Below are 12652 nucleotides of genomic sequence, written 5' to 3' on the forward strand. Positions count from 1 at the left end.
CAGCCATGAAAAACTTTACACTCCTGCAACTGAGCATCATTCTGTACATACTGTACATCCCCTGCCATGCACAAAACAGGGACATCAACTCCACAGGGCTGTATATCCACACAGACAAACACATCTACACGCCCGCGGAAAAAATATGGTTCACCGGTTACCTCCTGAATATCCGGGCGACCGACACCCTCCCCTATCACACGCTCTTCGTGGCCCTCATCAATCCAGTCACCCATAAACCGGTGCTCAACGAACGTTTTGCATTTGACCGCGGCGTTTGCAAAGGTCTGCTGGAACTGCCGGACAGCCTGCCTTCCGGCGACTATGCCCTCGTAGGCTACACCAACAACTACATCGCTGACAACCACGAACAGGAATTCCAGCAGTGGATATCCGTCCGCAAACCACATCAGCCCGCCTTTAAAATGAAAAAGACGCCGGCAGATACCACCCGTACGGCTAAACTGAAAATACCGGACTCCAATATCTGCATCCGGCTGGAAACAGATTCTGCGGCCTATCAGCAACGAGGCATGGTCAATTGCCGCGTGGTACTTACCGACACTACCGGCAAAGCCATACAGGGACTGTTCTCCGTCGCCTGCGTGTGCGAAAGAAGACTGCGCAAACACGATAAATGGGACATCTGCCATTACTATTTCATCGACCAATACCGGCTCCCCGCATCGGTAGACCTTTCCACTGCGCAACAGGAACTCAACCCGGTCAGCGGTTTCGTCACCAAAGGCACTAAAAAAGTGAAGAAACCCATCCCCTTGCTGCTCATGAAAAACAATGAAATGATTACCCTGAAAACCAATAAAGACGGGCTCTTCTGCCTCAACTCCTACCAGCTGTTCACCCCTTCCGGACAACCGGACGCCATCCTCAGCGTAGTGAAAGGTAACCAGTCTGAATTTAAAATCAATTTTCTGAATGATATCGAAAGAGTCAATCACCAGCTTGCCAAAATCAACTACCCCTATACGCCGGAAGATATGGCCGACAGCACCATCTTCACACCGGAAGAAACAGCGGCAGCCACCGTCATCACCCCTGCTCCCGCAAACCCTAAGGTACCCGTACCCCAACAGGAACCCGGCTATGTGAAAAAAGTAAAACCAGTATACCAGGTGCCGGAATTCCAGCAGGCCAGCGATACCGTCACCGCCCGCAACTACAATACCACCCTGTACTGGAACCACCTGATCAACACCGACGAACAGGGCCACGCCAATTTCTCTTTCCGGCTCAATGATCTTCCCGGCGTATTTGTATGCGTCATCCAGGGCATCTCCACGATGGGCGTATTCAGCAAATACCTGCGGTTTGAGGTAAGATAGGCATTTGGAAAAATGCGAATAAGCGGTATCTTGTTCTGCTGAAAGATTTCAAGAATCAGCTAAAACATGATACATATGCGCAGAAACATCCTGGTACTCGGCATGAGCGGCTTATTAACACTGGGAGCCATGGCCCCGGCAATGGCATCCGGCCACCCGCAGCCCTGCACTGCTCAGGCGCCCACAGATGCGAAAGCTCTGATCGGCCGCTGGGACATCACCATCGACGAAAACGGTAAATCCGCCCCCTCCTGGCTGGAAGTGAAACTCTCCGGCTTCAAAACCCTCGTGGGATATTTTGTAGGCACCTCCGGCAGCGCCCGGCCCGTAGCGAAAGTCAACTTCGACAACGGTAAATTCAACTTCTCCATCCCACCACAATGGGAAGGCGGTAACCAGGACTTTGTCATCGAAGGTGAACTCACCGACGCCGGCATCCAGGGCACCATCACCACCAGCGAAGGCAAAAAATACAACTGGAAAGGCGTAAAAGCCCCTTACCTGAAAAAAACCGGCACCGTTGCCTGGGGCAAGCCCATTAACCTGTTCAACGGTAAAGACCTCTCCGGATGGAAAGCCGCCGGCAAAGAAAACCAGTGGATAGTAAAAGACGGCATCCTCACCAGCCCGCACTCCGGCGCCAACCTCGTCTCCGAGCAGAAATTCACCGACTTCAAACTGCACGCTGAATTCAGATACCAGAAAGGAAGCAACAGCGGTATCTACCTGAGAGGCCGTCATGAAGTACAAATCGAAGACAGCAGCCCGGACACTCACCCGTCCAGCGTACTGTTCAGCGGTGTATACGGTTTCCTGGCCCCCAGCGAGATCAACGCGCTCGGCCCCGACAAATGGCAGACCTACGATATCACGCTCATCGGACGCATGGTCACCATCGTGGTAAACGGTAAAACCGTGATCAACAACCAGGAAATCCCCGGCATCACCGGCGGCGCACTGGACAGCAACGAAGGTGAACCCGGCCCGATTTATATTCAGGGCGACCACGGTCCGATTGAATTCAAAAAACTCGTGATCACACCGGCTAAATAAAAACTATTGTAAATATTTTCAGCGGGCTGGCACGTAAAGCCGGCCCGTTGCATTTTTACAACTTTTCCTGCTATTAATACCATTTTTCTTCTCCCTCCCTTTCCTACCTTCATCCCAAAGAGAGGATGATGAAAATAGCCGTTATCAGTGATGTCCATGGTAACCTGCCTGCCCTGGAAGCCGTGCTGGAAGATATTTCCCGCTATGGGGCCGACCAGCTCTATTGCCTGGGCGATCTTACCGACGCCGCCCCCTGGCACAACGAAGTGATAGCACGGGTCCGTTCCCTGCGTATTCCTACTATTATGGGCAACCACGACGAACGTATCGCTTTTGACCTCCCCGTGAAGCCCCTGGCCAAACACGGACCGGAAGAAAGGGCCGCCCGGCTGACCGCCATCGAATTTACCCGCAACACCATCACCGCCGATAACAAACAGTTCCTCCGTACCCTGCCATCCCTGCTGCGCCTCCACTTTGGACGTTACCGTATTTTACTGGCGCACGGCACTCCCGACAGCAATGAGACGTACCTCTATGCCGATCACCCCGAAGCAGCCCTGCAGGAAATGATGGACAATGCCGGCGCAGATATCCTCATCACCGGACATACCCATCTGTCGTATGTCCGCACCATCAGCAACGGCCTGAAAACCGCCATCAACACCGGCTCCGCCGGGCGCAGCAAAGAGCCCGACCGGCTGGCGTCTTACCTCCGGCTGGAGATCTGTAACAGCAACGCACCTACGCTGGCCGAAATGTTCCGTGCCACGATACAAAAAGTGGAGTATGATATGGAGTTAACGTTAACGGGCATACGTAACAGTCCTGTTCCCGACTTCTATGCAGATTTCCTGTCAGGCGTCCTCACCTGATTTATACTGCGCCCGGTAAGAACGGGGGTTCACGCCTTTCATTTTCCGGAAGAATTTATTCAGGTGACTGAGATCACCAAACCCGTAGCTGACGGCGATTTCCTTGATACTCATATCACTGTAACGGAGCTTATTTTCGATCTGCCGGCTTTTATATTCATTGATATAATCCCGGACAGAAGTGCCCAGCTCGTGTTTAAACAATCCCTGTAACCGCGCCTTTCCCATTTGCAGCGCCGGCGCCATCACCTCCTGCTGCAGCTGTTCAGGAGTGGCAATATGTGTGTGGATGTAGTGCATGGCCTTTGTAAGCGCTACAGACCGCAGCGGCCCCTGCTGCGTTTCTGTGAGCAGCTCCGCCAGCATCGCCAGCACGCCACGTATCAGATGTAACACGCCCTCGTTGGAAGGCACCGGGCGCAACGTCCATTCCGCCGCAATGACCAGCATCACGTTACCGATGCGGGCCAGCGCTTCCGGCAACGCCGCCGGTATGCCATGCGAGCGCGTGGCAACGATCAGCTGCTGAAAACGTTGCTCCCACAGTTCTTTGGCGGCAGCCTGCAACTGCTGTCCGAGATATACGTTGGTAAATTTCAGTACCGTGAATTTCGTCTCCTGCTCAATATAAATGATGTGCTCATCTTCCGGCGCCAGCGCATACACACAAGGGCCGGCATAACGGAAAGTCTCTCCGTTCAGCTGGTGCGTACCTGCTCCGTGATGAATAAAGATCAGTTCAAAATGGTTGTGGTTATGTAGTTCAAAGGGCCACTCCCCTGCCTGGAAATGCCGGATAAACAAATCGTCGTGCTGGATCAATCTCATTTTGATACAAGTAATATCCTCAAAAGTACAAGTTTTCCGCAGCCCCGTCAATGTAGGTTTGTAAGATGAAAACAACGCCTTACCATCCATTCACGGTCCCGCTGATGGCTATTTCCGCCGGGGTGACAGTGGCCAATATTTACTACAACCAGCCTATCCTGAATGATATCAGCGCCGCCACCGGCGCTACTGCCGGTGAAGCGGGAAGGGTCTCCACCCTTGCCCAGCTGGGTTATGGACTGGGCATGTTTTTCGTAGTGCCGCTGGGCGATAAGCTGGACCGCAGAAAACTGATCACCGGCCTGACCAGCCTGCTGTTCTTCTCTTTGCTGCTGTTGAGTTTTGCGCGTAGCATACAGCAGATCTGCCTGCTCAGCTTTTTCGTCGGCATCGGTTCTACGCCGGCACAGATACTGCTGCCTATGTCAGCCACCATCAGCACAGGCGACAGGGGTAAAACGGTCGGACGTGTGTTTGCCGGTATTCTCATCGGCATACTGGGCGCGCGGGTGGTAGCGGGCGCCGTATCCGATCTGCTGGGCTGGCGTTATGTATTTGCCATATCGGCGTTGCTGGTGCTTATTGTGACAGTGCTCCTGTACCGTTACCTGCCGGTGATACCTCCAAAATTCCAGGGCAGTTATCCCCAACTGTTATCCTCTACTGTAAAACTCATCGGGGAATACAGCGTATTACGCCAGGCCGCGCTGCTGGGCGCTTTTACGTTTGGGACGTTCTGTTCTTTCTGGACAACGCTGACTTTTCACCTGAGCGCGGCGCCGTTGCATTATTCCGCCTCGCGTATCGGATTGTTTGGTCTGATCGCTATCGGCGGCGCACTGGCGGCCCCTCTCTTCGGTAAACTGGCAGACAAGGGACAGGTTTACAAATCGCTGTTCCTGACCGTGTCGATGGTCATTGTCAGTATTCTGCTGCTGAAGATATTTCCTCATTCCATACTGTTGTTGTCTGTCAGCATCTTCCTGCTGGACGTAGGCGTACAGGCCACACAGATCACTAATTTCACCCGGATATACAGCTTGCACGAACACGCCCACAGCAGGCTCAATACCGTATATATGACAGCCTATTTTATGGGCGCGGCCCTGGGCACCTCCTGTGGTGTGGCAGCGTGGCAGTATGGCGGCTGGGACATGGCCACCTGGCAATTGTTGTTATGGAGCGTAATAGCCCTGGTCATTGTAGGATGGTCTGCCAGGGCGCAATCCCGCGCAGTACCTGCGGAGCAATAACCTATTTCGTTTTCAGTCCCTCCATGAATATAGTACTACCGATCAGATGACTGCTGACGAGCAACGGCCGCTGATGAAACAATGACAGCGTTTGCGCCGCAGAGTATACTTCGCCGAATTCATGCACCAGCCGCAGGGAAGACATAAAAATGCGGCTGATCTTCCGCTCGCTCGTCATGGAATAGAAGTAACATCTACCGCCGGGTTTCAGCACCCGCAAGGCTTCGTCCACAAACGCCCGTTTGTTGTCAAACAGATGAATGGTGCCAAAGCTGCATACGGTATCAAAGGTATGGTCGGGAAAAGGTAACTGAAAGGCGTCGCCTTGCAGCAGCTGTATATTGGAAGGCAACCTGCCGTTATCGGCAGAGAGCCTGGCCCGGGCTATCTTAAGCATTTCGACGGAGCGGTCCAGCAGTATGCAGTCATTGCCGGTGGCCCGGTACAGCTGCGATGTTTGTGCAAGGCCGCCACAACCGATGTCCAATACGGTGCCGGCTGTACGTAGAATTCCTTTGGCCGCAAACTCCTGGTAATCGTTGCGGGAGGTGTCCCAGAAGAGGCGATTGAACCAGTGGGTACTGACCAGCCGCTCGTAATAACCTGCTTTAAAATCATAGGACGCACCGGTAGTCTGTTCCAGGCAGGTGTAGATGCCGCGCGATATCTGGCGGAATGGGTCTGTTTGGCTCACTTCACATAGTTTTCAGCAAAGGTAGCTGACAAACATCGCCGGGCAGATGAACCTGGGTTAAGAAATCCGTTTGCGGATACGGCTGAGCGCCTGCGGGGTAATGCCGATATAGGAAGCCAGGTGCTTGAGGGGCACATAACGGAACAGCTGCGGGGACTTGCTGAGCAGGTCCAGGTAACGCTCCTCCGCCGTCTTCGTCAGCAATGACAGTTCCCGTTCTGATTTGATGAGCAGCATTTGTTCCGTTGCCAGCCGGCCTATCCGGTCCACGACCCGCAGCTGGTCGTACATCCGTTGCATATCGTCGTAGTGAATACGCCACAACTTTGTTTCAGTGATGGTTTCGCCGTAATAACGCGAAGGCTCGCGGGTATAGAACGAACTGTACACGCACATGAACCAGCCGTCAAAAGCAAATCCGACGGTCGTTTCATCGCCATTGGCAGCTTCTACATAAAAACGTACCACACCGCTTTCCACGAAGGTGAGATAGTTCTCCGTTTCCCCTGCCTGCAGATAGAAAGTTTTAGCCGGATAGGTTTTAGGTTCAAAGCAGGCAGAAAAAGTGCGCCAGTCTTCTTCAGTGATATTTACCTGTTGACGGAGAAGTTCGTGCATGCGTTGCATGGCCGTAGTATTAATGGGCTGTAAACTTAGATTTTTCCGGGCGGGATTGCAAAAAATGAATTGACTTTAACATTATTCAGCATTGATGAAACCCGTTACGCAGCAGTGGCTATTTGTCCAGCAGCCCCAGCTGACCCGCGATGGTCCGCCATTCAGCGCTGTGTAATTCATAGCGGACCATTTCCCGTAACTGCGTTTCATCGATGTGAAGACCGAACCGCTTCGCGATCTCCTGTAAAGTACCGATACAATCGGTGTTATAGGGCGAAAAAGTATCTATGAACCATTTGGCGAAACAGCTTGCTGCGGGACTGGTATAACCGGAAGGATAGCCGCCCTGCATCCTGTCTTCAAAGAGGATGCGGCCGTAGTGATAGTGAATCTTTTCTTCCACAGGCAAATGGGCATATGTATCACGCAGGAAGAGGTCAAACTTCCGTTTGCCAGCCTCCGTTTGCAACAAACTGTCCACATCATGGCGCGCGGCTTTGGCGTAATCATATCTTCCTTCATTTACCCGGACTTCACGAACGCCATGGCCACACGCTTTCCCCTCACGAAACAGCCGGACACGTATGGTTTCCGTATCCTTGTGCAGGGGCGTATAGCCGTTAAAGTTGATCGTGTCCAGAAATACATGTTCCACTTCAGCTTTAATACCAGCCTCCCCGAAGTCAAAGTGCAAAACAGGTAACGTTTGTTCCCGTTCTTCACGGCTGATCCATGTTCCGTTGTTTTTATCGAAATGGATTTCCTGCCAGGCATTTTCCGACAAGCGCTTAAAGACCACTACCCTGCCGGGATATATTGTTTCCCGGTGAATAGTGATCTCTTCGCCTTCCTCAGCCATAATATCGATATGATCTTGATGACGGATGACTTTCATATAGTATTGTTAATCCACCAGGCCGTCCTGTTGCAGTTTTTCAAATGCCAGCAATACACCGCGTACCTGATGCTGTTCTTTTCGGTATGTTTCGAGGCTGAAGAAACGCACGGCGCCTATTTCCGCTGATGGCTGCGGTGTTTGCCGCAACTGATGCAGGAAACAGTTTTGCCGCATCTCCACATTGTTTTCGCCGAAAGCCGGGGCGGTAATGTGATAGTACCAATGCAGGCTGTCAGCAGGGAGGTCCATATTCAGCTCTTCTCTTATTTCCCGTTGCATGGCTTGCAGCGGTGTTTCGCCGGCGTCCACTTTCCCGCCGGGCAGGTACCAGGCATTTTTGTTTTTACTGAAAGCCAGCATCAGCTCTCTGTTTTCCACTACGATAAGGCCAACACAATCTATGTACTTCATCCCGCAAAAATAAGCAAAAGCTGGTTTATACAGCGGTTGCTTTCAGGTAAGCCAGCACTTCATCGATATGTTTGTCCGGCGGAAATACAGGATAAAAATGTTTGCGGATGTAACCATTTTCAAAGACCAGCGTCAGTCTTTTGATGAGAATGAGTGAGTCCACCATATGCACAGGTAGCCTGAGTGCTTCGCTGAAATGCCGGTGCTCATCGCTCAGCAGGTGAAAAGGCAAGTGTATGCGTTCCCGTTCGGAGCGCTGCATTTCCGGTGACTGCGTGCTCATGCCGAAGACAGTTGTCTGTAACTGTTGCAGCTCCTGATAGTGGTCACGGAAGGAACAGGCCTGCGGTGTGCATCCGCGGGCGCCGGGTATCTCGTCCCATCCGGGGGGCAATGGGATATGGGAGGGCCCTGTCATCGGATAACAATAAATGACCAGTCTCCCGGGGATATTCCGCAGGCGCAGCATCGTGCCGTCTGTGGCAGCTAATTGTATATCCGGTATTTGTAATCCGTCGAGATGATCACAGGCGCCGTCATCTGTTGGGACGGGCAGGTTGGGCGGCAGGTACGTCAGATCTGTTTCCATGATTTCCTGTTTTTGATGTCAAAATTAATCCACCGGAAGAATATGTAACAGACACAGAATTTGAATATTTTACTATAACAGATGTTTTTGGGAGACATCAAATGCCTACCTTTATTGTGCCTCATGACAACAGAAGAAACATATGAGCAAGCAGACCCTCAGATAGTGGAAACATGGCTGAAAGGTTGGTCACTGGCGCGGGAACTCCCACCTCCAATAGCCGACCACGGCGGACTCCGGGTAGATGTAGGATGGCCAGACCAGCAAAAACGGTACGTTTTTTCTGCACTTGGCCCCGGTCTGTTTCACTTCGCCAACACCATTTTCCAACCGGCGGTTTTTCTGAAAGTATGTGCGCCGGCCTCCCTCGTAAGACCCGTACTGCCTCCCCGCTGGGAGATACAGCGCCCCGGATTCATGATGACCTGCTCCCTGCCTGTTCACCCTCCAGGGGTGCGGCTTCCTGAAGGATACACCCTTACTGTTACCACCACCAGCGCCGGCCCCGCAGCCACCATATACACTGCCGACGGCGAAACAGCCGCCAGTGGCCTGCTGGCTATCGTTGACGACTATACTATTTACGACCGCATCGCCACCACGCCTGCACATCAGCGCCGCGGACTGGGAAGCGCCGTTATGAACGCCCTCACCATGGAAGCCGTCTCGCGTGGCTTCAAAAAGGGCATACTCGTGGCTACACCTGCCGGCAAAGCACTGTATGAAACGCTCGGCTGGAAATTGTACTCATTATACACCACTGCAGTTATCCCGCAACCCTGAGACAACAAAACAACCACCCGGTTGTTAAGTCATCACACACAACTCCGTTAAACTGCTTAAAATTGATTGATTATGCACGATAGCAACAAACACGCCTATTTTGTAGGCGGAGGCCTCGCTTCATTGGCCGCAGCCGTTTACCTGATTGAAGACGCTGGTTTCAAAGGAGAAAACATTCACATCATCGAAGCACTGCCCATTCTAGGCGGCAGCAACGACGGCGCCGGCGCCAAACAGGAGGGCTTTGTATGCCGTGGTGGCAGAATGCTTAACGAAGAAACATATGAGAATTTCTGGGACCTCACCAGCCGCATTCCCTCCCTCGAAATGCCCAATATCTCCGTAAAAGACGAAATACTGGCCTTCGACCATGCCAATCCCACCCACGCCAAAGCAAGACTGATCGATAAATACGGTAAAATCCTCGACGTGCATTCCATGGGCTTCGATCATGACGACCGGATGAAGATGCTCAAACTCTTCTTCACCGACGAAAATGAACTGGACCATATGACCATCCGCGAGTGGTTCGGCGACCACTTTTTCACCACCAATTTCTGGTACATGTGGCAAACCACGTTCGCATGGCAGGAATGGTCCAGCCTCTTCGAGTTCAGAAGATACATGAACCGCATGATCCTGGAGTTTTCCAGGATAGACACGCTGGAAGGTGTCACCAGAACGCCGTACAACCAATATGAATCCGTCATCCTTCCCATCAAAAAACACCTCGACAAATTCGGGGTCGATTACTCCCTGAAAAGGACCGTGACCGATCTTATTTTCAAAGACGACAACGGTATAACGGTAACGGCTATACAATATCAGGACGCCGACGGACAAACAGGCAGTATCGCGCTACAGGAAGGTGATCTCTGTTTCTTCACGAACGGCTGCATCACGGACAACTCCGATAATGGCGACTATAAAACGCCGGCCCGGTACCTGCCGGACAATCCGCCTTCTTTTGCGCTGTGGAAAAAGATTGCGCTTAAAAAACCACGCCTCGGTAATCCGGACCCTTTCTTCGGCAAACCCGATGAAACAAAATGGTATTCCTTTACCGCCACCTTCCGGGGCAACAAAATGCTGAAGCTCATAGAAGCCTTCTCCGGCAACAAACCCGGCAGCGGCGCACTGATGACCTTCAAAGATTCCTCCTGGCGGATGTCTATCGTGGTGGCAGCGCAACCGCATTTTAAAGCGCAGGGCGAGGATACCACCATCTTCTGGGGCTACGGCCTCTATCCCGACAAAACGGGCGATTTTGTGCAGAAAAGAATGATCGACTGCACCGGGGAAGAAATCCTCACCGAGTTGCTACACCACCTGCATTTTGAACAACATGAAACTGAAATCAAAGAGAGCGTAGTGAACGTCATCCCCGTTATGATGCCCTACATCGATGCGTTGTTTCAGCCACATGCCAAGTCCGACCGGCCGCCGGTAGTGCCCAGGGGTTCCACCAACCTCGCTATGATCAGCCAGTTTGTGGAGATACCGCAGGACATGGTATTTACAGAGGAATACTCCGTAAGGGCCGCCCGCACTGCTGTGTACACGTTGCTCAACATAGACAGGGAAGTGGCGCCTGTAACACCTTACAACCGCCGTCCTGATGTGCTGGCCAAAGCCGTACACACCGCTTACCGTTAATCATATTCCATCACCGCAACAATCTCAGCATATGAATATAAAAACAGTTACCGTGGCCGGCAGCGGCGTATTAGGCGCCCAGATAGCCTTTCAGTCCGCAGTCCATCAGTACCAGGTCAATGTGTATGACATCAGCGACGCAGTGCTCGAAAAAGCCAAAGCCACTTTTCAACAGCTGGCAGGCGCCTATCAGCGTGACCTTCACCTGGAAAAAGCAGACACTGACACTGCGTTGGGCCGTATCCGTTACTTCACCGATCTGGCAGCCGCCGTTAAAGGCGCCGATCTGCTAATAGAAGCCATCCCGGAAAACCCGTCCATCAAAATGGAGTTCTACCAAAAACTGGCTGCCGTGGCAGACCCGGACACTATTTTCGCCACCAACTCCTCCACCCTGCTGCCCAGCCAGTTTGCTGCCGCCACCGGAAGACCGGACCGTTTCCTGTCACTTCATTTTGCCAATGAAATATGGAAACACAATACGGCAGAAATCATGGGGCATCCCGGCACAGGCAAAGCGGCCTTTGATACCGTAGTAGCCTTTGCCAAATCTATTGGCATGGTGGCACTTCCGCTGCACAAAGAACAACCCGGTTATATCGTCAACTCTCTGCTGGTGCCGCTGTTGGATGCCGCTACCACGCTGCTGGTAAGAGGCGTGGCCGATGTGGAGACCATCGACAAGACATGGATGGTGGCCACCGGCGCACCTTTGGGGCCGTTCGGCATACTGGACGTCGTGGGGCTCACCACTGCCTACAACATCACCAATATGGCCGCTGACAAAACCAAAGATCCGGAAAAGGCAAAAGCAGCCGCCTTCCTGAAAGAAAACTTTATCGACAAAGGAAAACTCGGCACCGCCACCGGAGAGGGCTTCTATAAGTACCCCGATCCGGCTTACAGGCAACCCGGCTTCCTGAAATAAACAAATCACTCTACAAACAAATAATCCGCCCCGGTCTCCCGGGGCTTTTTTATCTCCCCAAAAACAAAACATCAAACATTTCCGGCGATTTTTTGTATAACAAAGAGATATCTCTCTTAAATCCTGTCTTATGCAAGAATCCAACAACCAGGAAAAATTCGTTCCCCGGGGCGCCATCGCCTTCTTCGCGCTGCTGGTGGTATTAGGACTGATAATATGGTTCGGCATCTATTTCCTCATGCTTTCCAGGATATAAACTGTTTCCTCATGATCGACAAATTTGAACGGAACGTCATCATTGCGGCATTACTGTTGTCCGGCCTTTTTATTTTCTCCCTGTTTTACGCGATGGGCGCTAAAAAAGCGGATGTAACAGAATGCCTTCCCTACGATAAATCGTATGAAACCGCGAGGGTCAACCAGATCGACCAAACCACCTATCAGATCTTCTACGTCGCCCGGATGTGGAGCTTTGAGCCGGCCATCACCTATATACCGGTGGGCAGCGAAGTGGACCTGTTCCTCACCTCGCAGGACGTGGTACACGGCTTCGATATCTACAACAAAAATGTAAACCTGATGGGTGTTCCCGGAGGCGTCGCCAAAACGACGGTGCGGTTTGACCAGCCAGGCGTATATAAAGTCGTATGTCATGAATTCTGCGGCACCGGCCATCAGAACATGCAGGCAGAAATAATTGTCAACTATCCCAAAAAATAAGTC

The 12652-nt window shown here is 52.1% G+C and carries 15 protein-coding genes; 9 read left to right on the forward strand and 6 right to left on the reverse strand.

Annotation, left to right across the window (positions count from 1 at the left end; genetic code table 11):
• The first annotated feature begins 5 nt into the window (after positions 1-5).
• The 3 genes from HGH92_RS02155 to HGH92_RS02165 all read left to right on the forward strand — a co-directional run bounded on the left by HGH92_RS02155 (position 6) and on the right by HGH92_RS02165 (position 3271).
• The gene (locus HGH92_RS02155; RefSeq protein ID WP_168869116.1) at positions 6-1343 is read left to right on the forward strand and encodes a hypothetical protein; all 1338 of its coding nucleotides are present in this window, start codon (positions 6-8) and stop codon (positions 1341-1343) included.
• 75 nt (positions 1344-1418) lie between these two features.
• Positions 1419-2396: a DUF1080 domain-containing protein gene (locus tag HGH92_RS02160; protein WP_168869117.1), complete on the forward strand. Its 978-nt coding sequence runs from the start codon at positions 1419-1421 to the stop codon at positions 2394-2396.
• Between the two features lie 125 nt (positions 2397-2521).
• On the forward strand, positions 2522-3271 hold the full coding sequence (locus tag HGH92_RS02165) for a metallophosphoesterase family protein (RefSeq protein WP_168869118.1): 750 nt from the start codon (positions 2522-2524) through the stop codon (positions 3269-3271).
• Here the strand turns inward: HGH92_RS02165 and HGH92_RS02170 are convergent.
• Positions 3254-4099 carry a helix-turn-helix transcriptional regulator gene (locus HGH92_RS02170; protein ID WP_168869119.1) on the reverse strand — a complete coding sequence of 282 codons (846 nt, stop codon included), beginning with the start codon at positions 4097-4099 and terminating at the stop codon, positions 3254-3256. The two genes, HGH92_RS02165 and HGH92_RS02170, sit on opposite strands and share 18 nt — an antisense overlap.
• A 65-nt stretch (positions 4100-4164) precedes the next feature.
• Between HGH92_RS02170 and HGH92_RS02175 the strand changes: the two genes are divergently transcribed.
• On the forward strand, positions 4165-5352 hold the full coding sequence (locus HGH92_RS02175; protein WP_168869120.1) for an MFS transporter: 1188 nt from the start codon (positions 4165-4167) through the stop codon (positions 5350-5352).
• A 1-nt stretch (position 5353) separates the two neighbouring features.
• On the opposite strand, the gene HGH92_RS02180 is transcribed toward HGH92_RS02175, so the two are convergent.
• The 5 genes from HGH92_RS02180 to HGH92_RS02200 form a co-directional block, all read right to left on the reverse strand.
• A complete protein-coding gene (locus HGH92_RS02180; RefSeq protein WP_168869121.1) occupies positions 5354-6046 on the reverse strand; it encodes a class I SAM-dependent methyltransferase in 693 nt (230 codons plus the stop codon).
• A gap of 57 nt (positions 6047-6103) precedes the next feature.
• A complete protein-coding gene (locus tag HGH92_RS02185) occupies positions 6104-6673 on the reverse strand; it encodes a Crp/Fnr family transcriptional regulator (protein ID WP_168869122.1) in 570 nt (189 codons plus the stop codon).
• A gap of 109 nt (positions 6674-6782) precedes the next feature.
• Complete coding sequence (locus HGH92_RS02190) at positions 6783-7559, reverse strand: hypothetical protein (RefSeq protein ID WP_168869123.1); 777 nt, start codon at positions 7557-7559, stop codon at positions 6783-6785.
• A 9-nt stretch (positions 7560-7568) separates the two neighbouring features.
• Positions 7569-7973 (reverse strand): NUDIX hydrolase, encoded by a 405-nt coding sequence (locus HGH92_RS02195; RefSeq protein WP_168869124.1) that lies wholly within the window; start codon positions 7971-7973, stop codon positions 7569-7571.
• Between the two features lie 25 nt (positions 7974-7998).
• A complete protein-coding gene (locus HGH92_RS02200) occupies positions 7999-8562 on the reverse strand; it encodes a peroxiredoxin (protein WP_168869125.1) in 564 nt (187 codons plus the stop codon).
• A 123-nt stretch (positions 8563-8685) separates the two neighbouring features.
• Between HGH92_RS02200 and HGH92_RS02205 the strand changes: the two genes are divergently transcribed.
• The 5 genes from HGH92_RS02205 (at position 8686) to HGH92_RS02225 (ending at position 12649) form a co-directional block, all read left to right on the forward strand.
• Complete coding sequence (locus HGH92_RS02205) at positions 8686-9345, forward strand: GNAT family N-acetyltransferase (protein ID WP_168869126.1); 660 nt, start codon at positions 8686-8688, stop codon at positions 9343-9345.
• A gap of 72 nt (positions 9346-9417) precedes the next feature.
• Positions 9418-11001 carry an oleate hydratase gene (locus tag HGH92_RS02210; protein ID WP_168869127.1) on the forward strand — a complete coding sequence of 528 codons (1584 nt, stop codon included), beginning with the start codon at positions 9418-9420 and terminating at the stop codon, positions 10999-11001.
• 31 nt (positions 11002-11032) lie between these two features.
• Positions 11033-11929: a 3-hydroxyacyl-CoA dehydrogenase gene (locus HGH92_RS02215; protein ID WP_168869128.1), complete on the forward strand. Its 897-nt coding sequence runs from the start codon at positions 11033-11035 to the stop codon at positions 11927-11929.
• Between the two features lie 130 nt (positions 11930-12059).
• Positions 12060-12185: a cytochrome c oxidase subunit 2A gene (locus HGH92_RS02220; RefSeq protein ID WP_168869129.1), complete on the forward strand. Its 126-nt coding sequence runs from the start codon at positions 12060-12062 to the stop codon at positions 12183-12185.
• An 11-nt stretch (positions 12186-12196) separates the two neighbouring features.
• Positions 12197-12649 carry a hypothetical protein gene (locus HGH92_RS02225; RefSeq protein WP_211092518.1) on the forward strand — a complete coding sequence of 151 codons (453 nt, stop codon included), beginning with the start codon at positions 12197-12199 and terminating at the stop codon, positions 12647-12649.
• Positions 12650-12652 lie beyond the last annotated feature (3 nt).

This window comes from Chitinophaga varians, assembly GCF_012641275.1.
Classification (GTDB): Bacteria; Bacteroidota; Bacteroidia; order Chitinophagales; family Chitinophagaceae; genus Chitinophaga; species Chitinophaga varians_A.

What these genes read in the sequence shown, in the direction of transcription:
- HGH92_RS02155 (WP_168869116.1), top strand. Translation starts at nt 6, where the DNA reads ATGAAAAACTTTACACTCCTGCAACTGAGCATCATTCTGTACATACTG.
- HGH92_RS02160 (WP_168869117.1), top strand. Translation starts at nt 1,419, where the DNA reads ATGCGCAGAAACATCCTGGTACTCGGCATGAGCGGCTTATTAACACTG.
- HGH92_RS02165 (WP_168869118.1), top strand. Translation starts at nt 2,522, where the DNA reads ATGATGAAAATAGCCGTTATCAGTGATGTCCATGGTAACCTGCCTGCC.
- HGH92_RS02170 (WP_168869119.1), bottom strand. Translation starts at nt 4,099, where the DNA reads ATGAGATTGATCCAGCACGACGATTTGTTTATCCGGCATTTCCAGGCA.
- HGH92_RS02175 (WP_168869120.1), top strand. Translation starts at nt 4,165, where the DNA reads ATGAAAACAACGCCTTACCATCCATTCACGGTCCCGCTGATGGCTATT.
- HGH92_RS02185 (WP_168869122.1), bottom strand. Translation starts at nt 6,673, where the DNA reads ATGCAACGCATGCACGAACTTCTCCGTCAACAGGTAAATATCACTGAA.
- HGH92_RS02190 (WP_168869123.1), bottom strand. Translation starts at nt 7,559, where the DNA reads ATGAAAGTCATCCGTCATCAAGATCATATCGATATTATGGCTGAGGAA.
- HGH92_RS02195 (WP_168869124.1), bottom strand. Translation starts at nt 7,973, where the DNA reads ATGAAGTACATAGATTGTGTTGGCCTTATCGTAGTGGAAAACAGAGAG.
- HGH92_RS02200 (WP_168869125.1), bottom strand. Translation starts at nt 8,562, where the DNA reads ATGGAAACAGATCTGACGTACCTGCCGCCCAACCTGCCCGTCCCAACA.
- HGH92_RS02205 (WP_168869126.1), top strand. Translation starts at nt 8,686, where the DNA reads ATGACAACAGAAGAAACATATGAGCAAGCAGACCCTCAGATAGTGGAA.
- HGH92_RS02210 (WP_168869127.1), top strand. Translation starts at nt 9,418, where the DNA reads ATGCACGATAGCAACAAACACGCCTATTTTGTAGGCGGAGGCCTCGCT.
- HGH92_RS02215 (WP_168869128.1), top strand. Translation starts at nt 11,033, where the DNA reads ATGAATATAAAAACAGTTACCGTGGCCGGCAGCGGCGTATTAGGCGCC.
- HGH92_RS02220 (WP_168869129.1), top strand. Translation starts at nt 12,060, where the DNA reads ATGCAAGAATCCAACAACCAGGAAAAATTCGTTCCCCGGGGCGCCATC.
- HGH92_RS02225 (WP_211092518.1), top strand. Translation starts at nt 12,197, where the DNA reads ATGATCGACAAATTTGAACGGAACGTCATCATTGCGGCATTACTGTTG.